Raw genomic sequence first — 17,265 nt, 5'->3', positions numbered from 1 at the left:
CTCAGTTCTCCCGAATTGTGGATCGTGGGTCGATGAGAGCGAGCACCACGTCGACGATGAAATTGATGAGAAGGACGATGGCGCCGTAGATCACGACCAGTGTCTGGGCGAGCGGGTAGTCCTTCTCGGTGATGGACTTGACCAGCGCCATGCCCATGCCGGGCCAGGCGAAGATGCTCTCGATGAGCACGGTGCCGGCAATCAGACCACCAAGGAGGAGTCCGGCGAGCGTCAGCGTCGACGTCATGAGGTTGGGCATTGCATGACGGAAGTAGATTCTTGCCACAGTCATTCGCTTGGCGCGCGCCGTACGGATGTAGTCCATGTCCAACACGCCGAGCGCCTCTGCACGGACGATGCGCGACATCGAGGCGATGGCACCGATCGACATGGCCGCGACCGGAAGGATGTAACTTTCCGGTCCACCGCGGCCGGCGACGGGCAGAACAGGGAACGTGACGGCAAAGAGGTAGACCAGCGCCGTACCGAACATGAACTCGGGGATCACGGCGATGGTGCCCGACGTTGCGGTGTAACCGATCTCGACTCCGCGTCGTCGACCGTTGCGGGTCAGTGCAGCGAAGATGAGGCCGATCGGAATGCCCAACAGCAGCACCGTGACGACTGTGAGTACAGCCAGTTCGAGTGTTGCCGGGAGGCGGGACGCGATCACCTCGAAGACCGGAGTCCTCAAGGTGATCGAGTCACCGGGATTCCCGCTCAGCAACCCGCCGACGAATCGGAAGTACTGCTGCCACAAGGGAAGGTCGTAACCGAGTTGAGACCTCGTTGTCTCGACCAGTTCGACCGGTGCGTTCATTCCCAGAGCCAACCGAACCGGGTCGCCCGGAATCAGTTGGAGCATCAGGAACGCCGCAGTCACCAGCGCCCAGAGTGAAATCACGAAGGTGCCGAAACGACGCAGAAGATACGCGGGCCAGCTGTCGGACTCGAGCCACTTTGCTCGAGCCTGAGGCGCCGCTTCTGGTTTCGCGGCTTCAATAGTTTGACTCATGGGCTGTCTTTCCGGAGGGCGGGATGCTGGGGCGGGAAGATATTCAGAGTGGGCGGGCGACCTACTGGTAGAGGCGCAACGCAGAACCGTTGAGCGACTTACCGAATGAGAGTCCAGCCTTGTTGAAGTACACGTTCATAACTGAATCCGAGAACGGCACAGCGGAGATCGTCTTGGTGAGCTCCGACTCGGCCTCGGCCCAAGCGTCGCAAGCGTCGCTACCGGTCAGACCGGAAGCCTTGGTGGCTGCTGCTTCGTACGCGGGGTTGCTTGTCGACCCGAAGTTCTTGCCTGCAGCGGGAACCGGACCGGTGAAGTAGGCGGTGAAGGTGCTGGGCAGCGAGGAGTTGATCTGGACCCAGGCGATGTCCCAGGCAGAGTTGTCCTTGCCGCTCAGGATGACGTCGATGATCTTGTTCGAGTCGCCGCCGATCACCTCGACGTTTGCGCCGAGTTCGGACCACGCCGACTGAGCGAGTTCTGCTGCTGCGTTGCGCGGATCGTCTGTGCCGTCGTACACGAGACGGAGATTGAGCGGCTTTCCGTCCTTGCTTCGCTTGCCGTCAGAACCAGCGGTCCAACCTGCAGCGTCCAGTGTTGCCTTGGCGGCAGTGAGATCGAAGTCCGGAATGTTGCCTGCGACGGAGTCGTAGACGCAGGCGCGCGGTTCGACGGCGACGAGACTGGTTGCCCGGACTCCGTGTCCGGCAGTGATGACCTGAGTGAGGTCGTCGAGATTGACCGCCTGGATCAGGGCCTTGCGCACTGCGGGATCGCTGGTGGGATTACTCGCGATCTGGTTGAAGTACATCTGACCGGAAGGCAGCGGACGGCCGACCGAGTCCAGATTGGCTGCCGCGACGCGGTCCTTGTCCGGACCGGCGATCGGAGCTGCATTGAGTTCACCCGAGAGAAGCTGGTTGGCGGCGGTGCTCACGTTCGGCGACATCGCGGCGATGACCGTCTTGGGGACACCCGGGGTGTCGGAGGTCGTGTCGTCGGGGCCCCAGTTGTAGCCCTCGCGACGCTGGAACGTGTAGTGATCGTTGGCGGCGACTTCGGTGACTTCGAACATGCCGGTGCCGAGCGACTTCTTGTTCGACGCTGTCGGATCTTTCAACCCGGCCTCGCACAGGATCGGCAGGCGACCGACGTTGAGAAGCAGGAAGGGACTCGGCGCCGGAGTGGTGACCGTGACGGTGCGCGCTGCAGCGTCGGCGGTTGCAGTGGCACCGGTCGGAACGGAGGACCCGCGCAACTGTGAACCGTTGTCCGGATTGGCCACGAAGTTGATGTTGTCCGCGACGGTCTGGGAAGTCAGCGTGGATCCGTCGGTACAGGTCACCCCTTCGCGGATGGTGAAGGACGCAGAGGTCGGGGTCTCTTCCCACTTCTCGGCCAACCACGGTCCGACTTCACTGGTATCGGGATCCTGGTAGACGAGGTAGTCATAGGCCAAACGCGACAACTCTGCGGTCGCCGACGCTGCCGACATGATCGGGTTGAGTGCACCGGGGTCGGCCTGCAGAGCGAAACGGAAGGTTCCGTCCGTGGCCGGTTCACCGCCACTGGCGCCCGAGGACGTGCCTCCCGAGCCACAGGCAGACAACACGAGCGTGAGCCCTGCGGCTGCTGCAAGTGTTGGGTAGAAGCGGTGTTTCATGGTGCCTCCGTGATGGAGCAGGGGCCCGAGCGAAAAACGTGAGGGCGCGGTTGAGTGTTGACTGCTAAATCTTGGCGTATGACGTGACGCGCATCTCTGTCGATCCTCACGAAAATCGGGTCGATTTTCGTCCGCTCCCACGAAAACCGGCGGGATCAGTGAATACCTGTCCGTATACCGACAGCGACCGGCGAAACAGAACGATTTCCCCGGTCGCTACCGGTGGTCTACTGGTACAGGCGCAGGGCCGAACCGATGAAATTGCGGCCGAATGCAAGACCCGCATTGTTGAAGTAGAGAGTCGTGATCTTGTCGGCAAAAGGTACCGCCGAGTTTGCTTTGATGATTTCGGATTCGGCGTCTGCCCAAGCGGCACAAGCGTCCTCGCCTGTCAGCCCGGAAGCCTTTTCGACGGCTGCGTCGTAGGCCGGGTTGGAGATCGACGCAAAATTCATTCCCGCAGCGGGCACCGGACCGGAGAGGAAGGGGACCAGCATGCTGGGCAGCGCGACGTTGATCGGCTCCCACGCGACATCCCACGCCGTGTTGTCCTTGCCGCTGAGTGCTACATCGAGAATCTTGTTCGAGTCTCCACTGGTGAGTTCAACGGTGGCGCCCAGGTCGTTCCACGCATTGACCGCGACGTCGGCGGCAGCATCGGTCGCGTCACCGAACGTCTCGTAGACCATCCGAATTCGGAGCGGTGTGCCGTCCTTGCTGCGCTTACCGTCCGCGCCGGCCTTCCAGCCCGCAGACTCGAGAGTTGCTGCGGCTGCACTGGTATCGAAGTCCGGCAGGTTTCCGGCGACAGAGTCGTAGATGCAGGCCCGCGGTTCGATGGACACCATCGTGGTCGATCGGGTTCCGCGACCGGCCGTGAAGATCTCGGCGAGGTCGTCGAGATTGAGAGCCTGGACCAGAGCCTTGCGTACGGCAGGATCGCTCGTCGGATTGCCAGGACTGTGGTTGAAGAACATCTCGCCCGCCGGAGCAGGCTGCTTGACGGTATCCAGGTTCGCGGCGTTCATGCGATCCTGATCGGGGCCGGAAACCGCTGCGGCATTCAGATCACCGGACAACACCTGGTTGGCCGCTGTGCTGTTGTTCGTGATGATGGATGCGACGACATTCTTGGGTACTCCGGCAGTATCGGAGGTAGTGCCGTCCGGTCCCCAGTTGTATCCGTCGCGCCGAACGTAGGAGTAATGATCGTTGGCGACTGCCTCGGTCATCTGGAACATGCCCGACCCGAAGGTCGTCTTGTTTGCCGCCGTCGGATCCTTCAAACCGGCCTCGCACATGATCGGTATTCGCGCCAGGTTGAGAAGCAGGAACGGAGAGGGTTCCGGAGTTGTGACCGTTACTGTCCGGGTCGCCGGGTCGGCGGTGGCGCTCGCGGTAGCCGGGGCGTACACCCCGCGGAGAGCGGATTTGTTTGCTGCGTTGGTGATGAAATTGACGTTGTCCGCGACCGTCTGGGCAGTCAGAGCGGATCCGTCGTTACACGTAACGCCGTCGCGAATGGTGAAGGACGCGGAAGTGGTTGTCTCTTCCCATTTTTCGGCGAGCCACGGCTTGGTGACACCGGTATCGGGATCCGGGTGGACCAGATAGTCGTAGCTCAGACGTGCCAGTTGGTGCGCCGGCGATGCGGCGGTCATCAGCGGATTCAGAGCGCCGGGGTCGGCCACGAGAGCCAATTTGAAGGTGCCGTCCGTGACGGGTTCACCCCCACCCGAACCCGACGAGCCACCCGATGAGCATGCGCTCAGGGCAAGAACGGTGCCAGTTGCCGCAGCCAGTAGTGCGTAGGACCGTTGTTTCATGGTGCCTCCGGAAGGTGTAGTCCCGCCCCGAGTGACGCGAGGTCTGTCGGGTCAGGAGCAAAAGTCGATTGCTTGAATCTTCACCCAACAAAAGATGGAGAACATCGTCCGGATTTACGAATGTTTCGTGAGATTTGGTAGATCGCTACAACGCTGTCGGATAGAAGAGACGAAGCTGGAGCATCAGGCTGAATCGAGTTTCCGGATCGTCGAGATCGATTCCGGCAATCCCGGCAAGCTTCTTGAGGCGGTATCGAAACGTGTTGACGTGGATGTGAACCAACGACGCGGCCGCCGGAATGTCGCCGAACGTGTCGAGCCAGGCGCGGAGGGTGTCGACGAGGTTGATGTCGTGAGTGCGGTCGTACTCACGCAGTACCGCGAGCGGTCCCGACGCGGTCTCGTCCTCGTCCGCCAGGGCGTCGGAGAGGCGCAGTAGCAGGGAATTGATCTGCACGTCGTCGGCGCGCGCGACGGTCCGGCCCGAGGAATTCCACGTCGACCTCAGAACGCGAAGCGCTCGGTCGGCTTCGTCGCGTGACTTCTCCAGCGTCATCACGTCGGCCACTGTCGCACCTATTCCGATGACCACCGACTTTTCCGAACGGGAACGGTCTGCGAACTCCGACGCGATCCGACGCACGTAGTCGTCGTCGGTCTGGTGCCGGGTGTGTGGGATGACGGCGTAGACGGTGCCGCCGATCGCTGCCGCCACCGACAGCGGAAATACTTGGTGGAGGTAGGTATTGAGTGTCAGGGCCAGTTGATCGACGTCGGCTTCGGCCTCCAACGATGCGCCGGCGCCGCTACGGAAGCCGGCCGCAAGCACGTTTGCCTTCGAACGGCCGTACCCCAGACGCTCGGCCGCTTCCTTGGCCGAAGTGCCGCCACTCAGTAGCGTGATCACCTCGCCCAACCTCAGTCGTCGTGCGGAATCGGCTGCCAGCTTGGCGCGAAGCAAACTCATCGCGGCTACGCCCGCCGCCTCGACGAGCGTTTTGACCTGCAATTCGTTCGGCTCCTCGTCCAAGATCACCCAGATCGAACCGAGGATCTGGGATGCCGCATGTATTCGCATGCCGACTCGGGGCCTGATGCCTGGCCCGATACCCGGTAGAAATACCGGCAGCGTAGAGCCGTAGATCTTGTTGAAGTACCCCATCGACCGGAGTCGGTCGGAATAGTGCTGCGGCACTTGATGTCCGAGGACGCTCTGCTTACGTGCCTCGTCACCGAAGGCTTGATCTGCCGAGAACGCGAGGATCCGGCTCGACTGATTCTCGATGGTGACCGGGCCGTTCAGTACCTGAGCGATCGAGTTGGCAAGATCGAACAGGTCGGCGTCGGCGGCCGACGTGTGGTCCCCGTTGTTGCCGGATTCGAGGATCTCGTTGATCAGCGACGCACTTTGCAGCCAGCTTGCATCCTTGACCATTCCAAGTAGTGCGATATCGGCTTCGGCGACCGCCCGTGCGACGCTTTCGTCGACAGCCAATGGCTCCCTGACGATCAGCGCGACGGCTCCGGCCGAACCGTATTCTTTTACTGCAGTGGCAATGTCGGCCGACCCGGCGAGTCCTGCGCCGAGCACGACGGCGCCCGCACTGTCCTGCGTAACTCCGGACCCTTCGTGCAGGGTCACTCGGCTGACAGTGCGGGCGTCGTCGACGGTGTCGCCTCCGCTGAGGAACGTCATTCCAAGTCTGTCGACGATGTCGACGATCGAAACTCCCGTGGGTGTGGTCACCACCACACCTTAGGGGGAGCAGGATCGATCAGTTGGCTGGTTGCCCTGCTCAGGTGGTCGGCTGCTCGGCTACAGCTTTCTCGACGAACCGGCGGGTCTGATCGAACGCCGCGGGTACCTGGACGGAATTGGTCATGTCACTGATCTCGGACCACCGTTCGGCGACGACCTCGGGGGAGAGTGCGCCTTCGGGGATGTACACGCCCTGCGACTCTTCCATGCGAGCGATCGCGAAGACGCCGGCGCCGGCGCTGAGGATGGTCTTGGTCGGTGCCTCATCGGAGACCATGAACAGTGCGCCGGGTGAAATCGATTCGGGTGCAAGCAGAGCGAGAGTCTTCTCGTCGAGGAGGTCTTCGGTCATGCGGGTCGCGGCGGTCGGCGCCAGCGAGTTGACGCGGATGCCCTTGCGTTCACCCTCGATGGCGAGAACGTTCATCAGGCCGACGACGCCGGACTTCGCGGCGCCGTAGTTTGCCTGGCCGAAGTTGCCGTAAATTCCCGATGCCGACGTGGTCATGAGGATGCGTCCGTAGTTCTGTTCGACCATGTGCGGCCAGACTGCCTTCGAACAGATGACGGAACCCATCAGATGCACGTCGATGACTTTGCGGAAGTCGTCGAGCTCGGCCTTGATGAACGACTTGTCGCGCAGGATTCCGGCGTTGTTGATGAGGATGTCCACGCGGCCCCACTTGTCCACAGCCGTCGCGACCATGGCAGCAACGGCGTCGACGTCGGTGATGTCGCAGTGGTCCGCGATCGCTTCGCCGCCCAGCTCGACGATCTCTGCCACTACTTTGGCTGCCGCAGTATCGGCGCCGCCGCTGCCGTTGACCGAACCACCCATGTCATTGACGACTACGCGAGCGCCGCGCGCGGCGAGGGCCAATGCGTGCGAACGGCCGAGTCCGCCGCCTGCGCCCGTGATGATCGCTACCTTGCCGGAAAAATCCAACGACATTGGAAAACCTCTCTGATCTGGGATACTACTCAGTATTACTATGCGATAGCGTGGAAACAGTCAAGGGCCGGCAGGCAGTGTGAATGGGAGTGGAAGTCGAATGAGTAGTGATCTTCCGGACGTGCGATCCGCGATCATCACGAGCGCCGCCGACGCCTTTGCCGAAGACGGTTACGCGGCCACGACTGTCGATCTACTGGCCGATCGAATCGGCGCCACCAAAGGTCTTGTCTACTACCACTTCCGTTCGAAGTTCGACATCTACCTGGCAATCTACGAGCGCGGGATGAGCCTGCTCCGCGCCGAAGTCGAGTCTCGAATGGGCGGCGCAGACAGCGGCCTCGCGCGTCTCGAAGCGATGTCGCACGCCCACCTGGTCAATCTCATGACACATCTCGGGTACCACCACACGATCCACCAAGGTGTCCGGGGCCAGATGAACTCCGCGCTCAAGCCGAGGCAACAGCAAGTCCTCGTGGAACTGAATTCGCTGCGACTCGACTACGAGAATCTGTTCGTCGACGTGATGACCGAAGGTGTCGCGGATGGTTCCATTCGCGTGGGCTCACCTCGGATGGCGGCAAAAGTACTCCTCAGCAGTCTCAACGGCATCGACCTCTGGTACCGAAGGCGCGAAGGGCAGACGTTGGCGGAGACGGAGTCGTTGGCGGACGAGATCGTCGAACTGTTGATCGGCGGATTGCGCGCCGCGAGCTGACCGAAAGCTGCATTCACCGAGCGGGATTCCTTCGGCAGGCTCGTGCGGTCCTGCGGCTTGTCGTTCGGTTTGTCGTGCCCTGGCAGTCGGGGTAGCATGTTGGCGTCGTGCGCGGACTTGCGCGGGAATTCAGGGAAGAGGAGGTGTGGCTGTAATGCGTGGCCAACCTCCGAGTACCAACTGAAGCTGTAGCCGCCCGGGTTGATCCGGTATTTTGCTGCAGCTTCATCGTGTGTTCATCGGCTTCGGCTTTGCTGTGAAGCAAGCGTCGTCGTTCACTCTTCCCTCGAAAGCTGTTCAGCATGCGCGAATTTCGTCGTTCACGTTCGGTACTGCCACGTCGTTCTGCGGGTCTCGGTGACTCGCATCCCGGGCACTCGCGTGCCGCACGCACCGTCGTCAAGGCTGCCCCGCCCGAGGCGGTGGCGCCCGTCGAATCGACCGTCGTCAACAGTGGCGTGTACCGCGACGGCGAGCGGATAGCGTCACCGTCCACCCTGGCGGAAGCACTGTCATGCCTTCCTGATTCGCAGTCGATGGCGTGGATCGGGATGTACCGGCCCGATGACGCCCAGTTGTATGCCGCTGCACAGCATTTCGATCTCCACGAGCTGGCGGTCGAGGATGCGATTGTCGCGCACCAGCGCCCCAAGCTCGAGCGCTACGGCAAGACACTGTTCGTGGTCCTGCGGGCAGCGCGGTACCGCGACGAGACCGAGCGGGTCGAATTCGGTGAGTTGCACATCTTCTGTGGTCCGAACTTCATTCTGACCGTCCGTCACAGTGAATCGCCGGATCTCTCGGCGGTGCGGACTCGCATGGAGAACGATCCTGACCTGTTGCGGTTGGGTACCGAGGCCGTTCTCTACGCCATTCTCGACGCGGTCGTCGACGGGTACGCCCCGGTGGTGGCCGGCCTGCAGAACGACATCGACGAGATCGAAACCGAAGTGTTCAGCGGCGATCCCGGAGTTTCGCGTCGCATCTACGAATTGACCCGTGAGGTGATCGAATTCCAGCGGGCGACTCGTCCGCTGCTGGGGATGCTGCGTGGGTTGTCGGCAGGGTTCGACAAGTACCACACGGACGAAGAACTCCAGCGGTACCTCCGCGACGTCACCGACCATGCGACGACGGTGGTGGAGCGGGCCGACGGATTTCGTCAGTTGCTCGGAAACATCCTCACGGTGAACGCAACTCTGGTGTCGCAGAACCAGAACGAGGAGATGCGCAATCTGACGCAGGCGAGTTACGCGCAGAACGAGGAGATCAAGAAGGTCTCGGCGTGGGCGGCAATTCTCTTCGCGCCGACGCTCATCGGAACCGTGTACGGGATGAACTTCGACGACATGCCGGAACTCCACTGGCACTTGGGCTATCCGTTTGCGCTCTCGATGATGTTCTTGACGTGTGGAAGTCTCTACACGATCTTCAAACGTCGGGGCTGGTTGTAGAAACCGCCGGCTGTAGAAAGCGCTGTGCGCCTTGCCAACCGAGATCGGTTGGCAAGGCGCACAGGTGTTTTTCGGGAGGGCGCTCGAATCAGAGCGTTGCGACGCAGACCGTGAACTTACGTTCCGGGTGCTCGAATCCCGAGTCTGCCCCTGAACCGCATTCGTCGATCGACGTGGAGTTCTGCAGGATTTCGACGACCTCGACGACATTGGTACCGCTGGTGTCCGAGCATTCGATGCGGGCAGGCTCGTCCATGCCGCTGCCGAGATCCATGCATCCGCCGACTACCCAGTCGACGTCGAGACAGACAGCGCCCTGCTCGTCACCCGCGAGGGTCTCGTAGTAGTACGAGTCGACGTCGGAGGCACACTGGTCGGAGGTGGGAACCTTGGCGACCACCTTGTAGTTGGAATCCTTGCTACCGCAGTCCGCGTTGTCGATTTCCGCGGCCGTCGTGGTACCGCCGAGTTTGACGCAATCACCGATCGACACGTCGATGTCGACGTCGCCGCCGTCGTCGGAGCCTTCCTGGCCGGTGATCTTCGAAGTGGTCGGGGCCGCGGAGGTAGTGGTCGAATCGGCAACCGAGGAAGACGATTCCGCAATGGCTTTCGGCTCGATGTCGGAACCGCAACCGACGGTGAAGGCGGCGATTGCAGAAGTTGCGATCACCGCAGTGCAAAGTCGCCGGACGATTCCGGACATAAGGACCCCTTTGTTGATTCTTGGATAATTCTGTTGGTTCGTAGATTGTTCGGGACCTATTCCAATACATCGGTAGTCGAATTGCCAACCGGACTGTCAGTATGGGTAGGTGGAGCTACCCCTGATGCCGCCGCTTGCCCCGATGCTCGCGAAGGCTGCGGCCACTGTGCCGCCTCAGCCCGAGTCCGGTGACCCGACGTGGTCGTACGAGCCGAAATGGGACGGATTTCGAGCAATCATCTTTCGTGATGGTGACGAAGTGGTACTCGGGTCGCGAGGAGGAAAGGACTTGGCGCGGTACTTTCCCGAGGCGGTGGAAGCCGTCAAGTCCGAATTGCCCGAAAAATGTGTGGTGGACGGAGAACTGGTGGTTCCCCGTGAGATCGACGGTGTGACGCGCCTGAGTTGGGAAGCGCTCTCCGAGCGGATTCATCCCGCCGCGAGTCGCGTCGCATTGTTGTCGGAACAGACGCCCGCGCAATTCGTCGGGTTCGATTTACTGGCGCTCGGGGATCGCGACGTCTCGATCGAGGATTTCGGTGTGCGACGTGCGTTGCTCCTCGATTGCGTCGGTGGCGGGCCGAGTTGCCACGTCACTGCAGCGACGGCCGACAGCGCCGAAGCAATGGCCTGGTTCGAAACCTTCGAAGGCGCGGGTCTCGACGGGGTTGTCGCCAAGAGGCTGGCGGGACCGTACCTGCCGAACAAACGCGAGATGATCAAGGTGAAACACGCCAGGACCGCGGATGTCGTACTGCTGGGCTACCGTCCCCACAAGAGCCAGCCGGGTATCGGGTCGATGCTTCTTGGGCTGTACGACGGTTCCGAATTGAAGATGGTCGGTGGCGCTTCTGCTTTCACCGCGGCGCGGCGGATCGAGTTGTTGGCCGAACTCGAACCGTTGCGCCTCGGGGACGACGTAGTGGCCGAGGGAGAGGCCAGCCGGTGGAGATCGGCCGCAGACCGCTCCTGGATTCCGCTTCGTCCTGAGCGGGTGCTCGAAGTGGCGTACGACCAGATGGAAGGGGAACGCTTTCGACACGCCGCGCGGTTCCTGCGCTGGCGTCCGGACAGGGTGCCCGACGAATGCACATTCGATCAGTTGGAGGTTCCGGTGCGATACGACTTCGCGGATGTACTTGCAGGCGGTAAGTGATGGCGAGCCCGGCAGAGGAACTGGACGTCGACGGGATCGCGGTCCGGTTGTCGAGCCCGGACAAGATCTACTATCCGCAGTTGGGTGAGGACGGCGGAACCAAGCGGCATCTTGTCGAGTACTACCGAACAGTGGCACTGCAGGGTGCAGCGTTGCGTGCGCTCCGAGATCGGCCCACACATCTTCAGCGGTTCCCCGACGGCATCGAGGGCGAAGAGGTCTACCAGAAGCGGCTGCCGGCGAAGCGGCCAGAGCACGTCGAATCCTGCGAGGTCACGTTCCCGTCGGGTCGCAAGGCCGACGTCCTTCGAGTGCGCAGTGCTGCGAACATCGTGTGGGCCGCCAATCTCGGTACCGTCACGTTTCATCCGTGGGCCGTGCGGTGCCCGGACACCGACCATCCGGACGAGCTCCGCATCGATCTCGATCCGCAACCGGGGACCGGGTTCGACGAGGCCGTAGCGATCGCGGACGAAGTCCTTCGTCCGCTACTCGACGAGTTGGGATTGGAAGGATTCCCCAAGACTTCCGGTGGTCGAGGCCTTCACGTCTACATCCCGCTCGAAGCGCGCTGGGATTTTGTCGAGGTCCGTCACGCGGGTATCGCGCTTGCTCGCGAAGTCGAGCGTCGTAGTGCCGACCGCGCCACCACGGCATGGTGGAAGGAAGAGCGGGGGGAGCGAATCTTCATCGATTTCAATCAGAATGCCCGCGACCGGACCATCGCGGCGGCGTACTCAGCCCGTAAGACTCCGATCGCGACAGTGTCGACGCCGGTGACCTGGGACGAACTGCGCGACGTGCATCCAGACGACTGCACCATTGCCACGGTTCCCGGCCTGCTCGCCGACCGTGGTGATCCGATGGAAGCGATGCACGACAAGGCCTTTGCCCTCGACGTTCTGCTGGAGATGTGGGAGAAGGATCTGGCGGCAGGACTGGGCGATCTGCCGTACCCCCCGAACTATCCCAAAATGCCCGGTGAACCCAAACGTGTTCAACCGAGCAAGGACCGAGATAGGAAGAACAAAGACGGGTAGCGTCAGAGGCGGACATATCGGGTAATTCGATTAGACGTCGAATGTACGGTCACGTCGAATGCACTGTGGGGGTTGGATATGGATCGCCGGAAACAGCGAGCAGCAGGTTTGGCGGCGGGCGGCATCGTTCTGGCCGCCTTCGGATTGTCTCTCGGTAGCGGAACGGCCTCTGCTGCGACGTTGGATTGTTCGGCGCGCGGCCAAGATCAGACGATCGTCGACGGGTCATCCGCATGCCGAGCGGTGGCCGACCCCTCCAGTTATGCGATTTCGCACGTGGAGGGTGACGGCGTCGGCGTCGCAGATTCACGCGACGGCGGCAGGTCTGCAGGTGTTGGACTCTTCGGGGGCGTCGCTGCGGCCGAGTCGCGCGGTGGAGTGCTTGCTGCCATTGCGTACGGCCCGGGTTCGCTCGCACTCGGCCGCACCGATTCCTCACCCTTTGCCGTGGTGCTCAGCGGACCAGGAGGCAGAGCGGCGGTGGGTGACGCAGACGTCGGAGCCATCTGCTCAGGCGGACCCACCCTTGTTTTCAACATTGCCACAGGTCAGGGATGTTTCAGTGACGGCACTTCGACGTGGGTCACCCCGTGAGTGCACCCCGGTCCTGAACCCCTTGCGTGACAGTGGTCACAATGGTGTCAAGCTCCCGCCACCGATCCGGTGACCGGACAACTTGAATCAGTGGGGATCGGAGGACGCGATGACTCCCAACGCACGACGGGGTTCGTTCGCCCGGGTGGAGGTGCCTTCGCGCACCGAGCTGTACGTGGACCGGCGATTCCTTCCCCTGGCCGACCGCTTCTTCGCGATGTATCGCCAACCGCAACAAGGCGGCGGCGCGCTGGTCGTGTACCTGGGCGGCGAGAAAGTGCTCGACATCTGGGCCGGCAATGCCGACCGTGATAGGCGCTGGGACCACGACACGGTGTCGTTGTCCTTCTCGACGGGCAAAGGCGTAGCCAGCACCGTCGTTCATCGACTCGCCGAACGCGGGCTCATCGACTACGACGCTCCGGTCGCCCAGTACTGGCCCGAATTCGCAGCGGCAGCCAAGGACAAGATCACCGTCCGCGAACTGATGTCACATCGAGCGGGTCTTCACCGAGTGCGTGGACTGATGCCGCATCCTCTCGACCTGATGGACTACGACGCCGTCGTTGCCGCCTTGGCTGCCGAGAAGCCGGATCCGCGTCGGCTCCGAGGCCCCGGCTATCACGCTGTGACTTACGGGTGGTTGGTAGCCGAACTTGTAGCCAGGGTGTCCGGCCAGCCGTTCATCGACGTCGTGCAAGCGGAAATAGCGAAGCCTCTCGGAGTCGACGAATTCTGGTATCGCGTACCCGAAACCGAGCGTCCACGAATCGCGAAGCTGTTCCCGCACATCAACCCTGCGGGGCTGAACTGGGCCTTCGCCTCGACCGTGCTCTCACACGTCGGTCCGACTCGCGGACTTGCGGAGGCCGCGATGCCCGACGGTTTCGACGTCATGGTGCGCAACCCGGCTGTCAACGACGCAGTGATGCCGGGGTGGAACGGCGTGTTCAGCGCCCGTGCGCTCGCGAAGATGTACGGCGCCATCGCGAACGGCGGCGTGATCGACGGGAAGCGGTTCCTGAAGGAGTCGACCATCGACCAGATGTCGACCATCCAGACTCGCGATCGGGACTACGTGCTCGCGGTGCGGCCCAACTGGACTCTCGGTTACCACCCGCCGATCATTGCCGCGCGGCGGCAGCCGCGGAATGCGATAGGCCACTACGGAGTCGGCGGTTCAGGAGCGTATGCGGACCTGTCCAGCGGACTCTCGCTCGGTTTCACCACCAACAGGTTGGGTAGTGCTGTGACAGCTCTCGGTGATCTTCGCCTTGCGAGGCTCGGCGCCGAGGCGCAGGAGTTGGTTCGTCGAATCTGACACGAAGGGAATGCCATGAGCAGCAACGTGTACCGGGTGACCGAGATCGTCGGCTCGTCCACCGAGAGCAGTGACGCGGCAATTCGCACCGCCATCGCTCGGGCGAACGAGACGGTGCGCAACCTCGAATGGTTCGAGGTGGTGGAAACTCGCGGCCACATCGAAAACGGCGCCGTGGCGCACTTCCAGGTCACGTTGAAGGTCGGCTTCCGGCTCGACGGCGACGAATCCTGAACCGTCCTTCATGAGTGTTGATCTCACGGCGGCCGTCGGGTTCATGGCGGGACATGCCCGGACTCTCGATCGGCATCGACTGAATCTTATTCTCGGACAGGGTGACCCGGCCGCGGCTTTTTCGGCCGTGGACGGTTATCGCAACCCTGACGGCGGGTACGGCTGGGGACTCGAACCGGATCTCCGCTCGGCAACCAGCCAACCGGGCGGAGCGCTGCATGCCTTCGAAGCCTTTGCCGACATCGGAACGCCGACGCCCAGAGCGGTCGAGCTGTGCGATTGGTTGCAGACCAATTCGCCGGCAGGCGGCGGTTTGCCGTTCGCCTTCCCGATCTCCGACCCGGCTGGGTGTGCACCCTTCTGGGTGGACGCCGATTCGACGGCGCCGTCGTTGCAGATCACCAGCATCGTGTGTGCTGCAGCGGCTCGCGTCGCCGAATTCGACGAGGCCGTCGCCGAACATCCGTGGTTCACCTCTGCCGTTCGATATTGCCTCGACGCGATCGCCGGGGCGGATTCTCTGCATGCCCTCGAGTTGGCCTTTGCCTTGCAGTTTCTCGACGCGGTACACAGCTCGAACCCCGAGGTGTCGTCGTTGGTGAATGCACTGGGTAAACGAATCCCGGCCGACGGTTTGGTGCACGTGGACGGGGGAGCTGAGGGCGAATTCATGCGGCCCCTCGATTTCTCACCGCTTCCCGGCGGGCCGACCCGCGCGTTGTTCGATGCGGCGGTGATCGACTCCGAACTGTCGGCACTCGCTGCGAGGCAACACGACGACGGCGGCTGGGCGGTGGATTTCGACAGCTATTCGCCCGCCGCGGCGTTGGAATGGCGAGGTCACGCCACCGTGCAGGCGGTATGGGTGCTGAAGCGCAATGGGGTGATCTGAAAACGATTCTCGCGCCAAATTGGAACACGTTATAGTCTGGGAATCAGTTCGTGCTTCGTGTTTCAGGGATAGGGGAATGTCATGGCGTATGTGATCACGCAGCCGTGCTGCAACGACGCCTCGTGTGTTGACGTGTGTCCGGTCAATTGCATTCACCCGACACCGGACGAAGCTCCGTTCGCGACCACCGAAATGCTCTACATCGATCCCGACACCTGCATCGATTGTGGTGCGTGTGTGGACGAATGCCCGGTCGAGGCGATCTTCCCGGACAACGAACTCGACGAGGACGACGCGCCGTATCTGCAGATGAACGCGTCGTACTTCGAGAAGCATCCGATGGGCCCGGACTGGCCCGAGCCGATCACGATGGCCAAGATCGATCCCGAGCTCGGAACGCTGAAAGTGGCGATCGTCGGATCCGGCCCGGCCGCCTGTTACGCGGCGATGGAACTGACCGGCAAGCCGCGCGTCGAGGTCGACATGTTCGATCGACTTCCCACTCCCTACGGATTGGTGCGCGCCGGCGTGGCGCCGGACCATCCCGGAACCAAAGGCGTCACCGACCAGTTCCGCGCCGTCGTCGCGAAGAAGACTGTGCGCTGCCACTTCAACGTCGAGGTGGGCACCCACATCTCGCATTCGGAACTCTTGGACCATCACCACGCAGTGATCTACGCGGTGGGCGCTGCCGGGGATCGCAAGCTCGAGATCCCAGGCGAGGATCTGCCGGGAAGTCACGCTGCCACCGAGTTCGTCGCCTGGTACAACGGCCACCCGGGATATGCCGATCGGACTTTCGATCTGTCCGGCGAGCGAGCGGTGATCGTCGGAAACGGCAACGTCGCACTCGACGTCGCACGCATCCTGGTGACCGACCCTGACCAGCTTGCGAAGACGGACCTCGCCGAGCACGCATTGGAAGCTCTGCGTGACAGCAAGATTCGTGAGGTCGTCATTCTCGGGCGTCGCGGGCCGGCGCAGGCCGCGTACACCAATCCCGAACTGTTGGCGCTAGGACAGATGGCGAACGTGGACGTAGTCGTCGACCCGATCGAAGCCGAACTCGACGAGGCCAGTCAGGCGTTCGTGGACAGCGATGCCGCCGAGGCGTCCGTCCTGCTCAAGGTCAAGCAGGCGCAGGAATTTGCTTCACGTACCGCGGATCCTTCTCGCAAGCGGATCGTTCTCCGGTTCCTCACCTCTCCCGTCGAGATCCTCGGCGACGGTGCAGTCTCACAGGTGCGGATCGTGAAAAACGAATTGGTGGCAACGCCGACCGGTCAGCTCTCCTCCCGGCCTACTGAAACCGAGGAGACGATCGACACTTCACTGGTGCTTCGGTCGGTCGGATACCGCGGCACGCCGATGGCCGACTTGCCCTTCGACGACGCTCGCGGCGTGATCCCCAACGAGAACGGCAGAGTGATCGACACCGAGACCGGCACGCCGATCCCGGGTGTCTACGTCGCGGGTTGGATCAAGCGCGGACCGACTGGCGTGATCGGCACCAACAAGTACTGCTCCGCCGAGACCGTGTCGATGATCTTCGACGACTTCGCTGGTGGACGCCTCGCAACCCCCGCCGAGGATGCCGACAAGTTGCAGGTTCTGCTGGCAGACCGGTCGCCGGATCAGGTGGACTATCAAGGGTGGCAGCGTATCGACAAGGCAGAACGCGCATCCGGTGCCGCCGCCGGGCGACCGCGAACCAAACTCATCTCCATCGAATCCATGTTGGCGGCTGCCCGCAGCGAGGGATAGCAACGTTTGGGCGAACATCCGAATTGCTCGATTGCCGCTTTTGTGTGTTAATGACTATGGAAATGTGCGGTTTGCTCTCTTTGGCGTGCTCGGGTGTGTAGGTGTGCTCCCAGCGGGTGCGTCCGAATGTGCATCGGCATCGGTACCAGGCGGGTATCGATGCCGGCCGCG

At 62.3% G+C, this 17,265-nt stretch carries 15 protein-coding genes; 9 read left to right on the top strand and 6 right to left on the bottom strand.

Annotation, left to right across the window (positions count from 1 at the left end; genetic code table 11):
• Position 1: 1 nt before the first annotated feature.
• The 5 genes from DBV08_RS13890 to DBV08_RS13870 all read right to left on the bottom strand — a co-directional run bounded on the left by DBV08_RS13890 (position 2) and on the right by DBV08_RS13870 (position 7,215).
• A complete protein-coding gene (locus tag DBV08_RS13890; protein WP_095968556.1) occupies positions 2 to 1,015 on the bottom strand; it encodes an ABC transporter permease in 1,014 nt (337 codons plus the stop codon).
• Between the two features lie 61 nt (positions 1,016 to 1,076).
• Positions 1,077 to 2,678, bottom strand: coding sequence for an ABC transporter substrate-binding protein (locus DBV08_RS13885; protein ID WP_124567773.1), 1,602 nt, complete (start codon positions 2,676 to 2,678; stop codon positions 1,077 to 1,079).
• Positions 2,679 to 2,905: 227 nt separating this feature from the next.
• Entirely contained in the window at positions 2,906 to 4,504 is a 1,599-nt protein-coding gene (locus tag DBV08_RS13880) for an ABC transporter substrate-binding protein (RefSeq protein ID WP_095968558.1), read from the bottom strand.
• 145 nt (positions 4,505 to 4,649) lie between these two features.
• On the bottom strand, positions 4,650 to 6,251 hold the full coding sequence (locus tag DBV08_RS13875; protein WP_095968858.1) for a CdaR family transcriptional regulator: 1,602 nt from the start codon (positions 6,249 to 6,251) through the stop codon (positions 4,650 to 4,652).
• A gap of 49 nt (positions 6,252 to 6,300) precedes the next feature.
• A complete protein-coding gene (locus tag DBV08_RS13870; protein WP_124567772.1) occupies positions 6,301 to 7,215 on the bottom strand; it encodes an SDR family NAD(P)-dependent oxidoreductase in 915 nt (304 codons plus the stop codon).
• A 100-nt stretch (positions 7,216 to 7,315) separates the two neighbouring features.
• Here DBV08_RS13870 and DBV08_RS13865 point away from each other — a divergent pair, with 100 nt between their 5' ends.
• Positions 7,316 to 7,933, top strand: a complete 618-nt coding sequence (locus DBV08_RS13865) for a TetR/AcrR family transcriptional regulator (protein WP_124567771.1) — start codon at positions 7,316 to 7,318, stop codon at positions 7,931 to 7,933.
• Between the two features lie 302 nt (positions 7,934 to 8,235).
• Positions 8,236 to 9,387 (top strand): magnesium and cobalt transport protein CorA, encoded by a 1,152-nt coding sequence (locus tag DBV08_RS13860; RefSeq protein ID WP_007731382.1) that lies wholly within the window; start codon positions 8,236 to 8,238, stop codon positions 9,385 to 9,387.
• Between the two features lie 88 nt (positions 9,388 to 9,475).
• On the opposite strand, the gene DBV08_RS13855 is transcribed toward DBV08_RS13860, so the two are convergent.
• A complete protein-coding gene (locus tag DBV08_RS13855) occupies positions 9,476 to 10,093 on the bottom strand; it encodes a hypothetical protein (protein ID WP_019745226.1) in 618 nt (205 codons plus the stop codon).
• 109 nt (positions 10,094 to 10,202) lie between these two features.
• Here DBV08_RS13855 and DBV08_RS13850 point away from each other — a divergent pair, with 109 nt between their 5' ends.
• The 7 genes from DBV08_RS13850 (at position 10,203) to DBV08_RS13820 (ending at position 17,094) form a co-directional block, all read left to right on the top strand.
• Positions 10,203 to 11,249: an ATP-dependent DNA ligase gene (locus DBV08_RS13850; RefSeq protein WP_124567770.1), complete on the top strand. Its 1,047-nt coding sequence runs from the start codon at positions 10,203 to 10,205 to the stop codon at positions 11,247 to 11,249.
• The gene (gene ligD, locus DBV08_RS13845; protein WP_124567769.1) at positions 11,249 to 12,289 is read left to right on the top strand and encodes a non-homologous end-joining DNA ligase; all 1,041 of its coding nucleotides are present in this window, start codon (positions 11,249 to 11,251) and stop codon (positions 12,287 to 12,289) included. The genes DBV08_RS13850 and ligD overlap by 1 nt, the downstream gene beginning before the upstream one ends.
• Before the next feature lie 78 nt (positions 12,290 to 12,367).
• Positions 12,368 to 12,883 carry a DUF6764 family protein gene (locus DBV08_RS13840; RefSeq protein WP_095968562.1) on the top strand — a complete coding sequence of 172 codons (516 nt, stop codon included), beginning with the start codon at positions 12,368 to 12,370 and terminating at the stop codon, positions 12,881 to 12,883.
• Between the two features lie 109 nt (positions 12,884 to 12,992).
• The gene (locus tag DBV08_RS13835; RefSeq protein WP_124567768.1) at positions 12,993 to 14,204 is read left to right on the top strand and encodes a serine hydrolase domain-containing protein; all 1,212 of its coding nucleotides are present in this window, start codon (positions 12,993 to 12,995) and stop codon (positions 14,202 to 14,204) included.
• 15 nt (positions 14,205 to 14,219) lie between these two features.
• Complete coding sequence (locus DBV08_RS13830; RefSeq protein WP_003939815.1) at positions 14,220 to 14,438, top strand: dodecin; 219 nt, start codon at positions 14,220 to 14,222, stop codon at positions 14,436 to 14,438.
• Positions 14,439 to 14,448: 10 nt separating this feature from the next.
• Positions 14,449 to 15,330 (top strand): hypothetical protein, encoded by an 882-nt coding sequence (locus tag DBV08_RS13825; RefSeq protein ID WP_124567767.1) that lies wholly within the window; start codon positions 14,449 to 14,451, stop codon positions 15,328 to 15,330.
• A gap of 81 nt (positions 15,331 to 15,411) precedes the next feature.
• On the top strand, positions 15,412 to 17,094 hold the full coding sequence (locus DBV08_RS13820; protein WP_124567766.1) for an FAD-dependent oxidoreductase: 1,683 nt from the start codon (positions 15,412 to 15,414) through the stop codon (positions 17,092 to 17,094).
• Positions 17,095 to 17,265 lie beyond the last annotated feature (171 nt).

The sequence above is a fragment of the Rhodococcus sp. KBW08 genome (genome assembly GCF_003852455.1).
Lineage (GTDB): Bacteria > Actinomycetota > Actinomycetes > Mycobacteriales > Mycobacteriaceae > Rhodococcus_F > Rhodococcus_F baikonurensis.
Note: the sequence above shows the minus strand (reverse complement) of the source record. Positions and strands in the feature narration are given on the sequence as shown.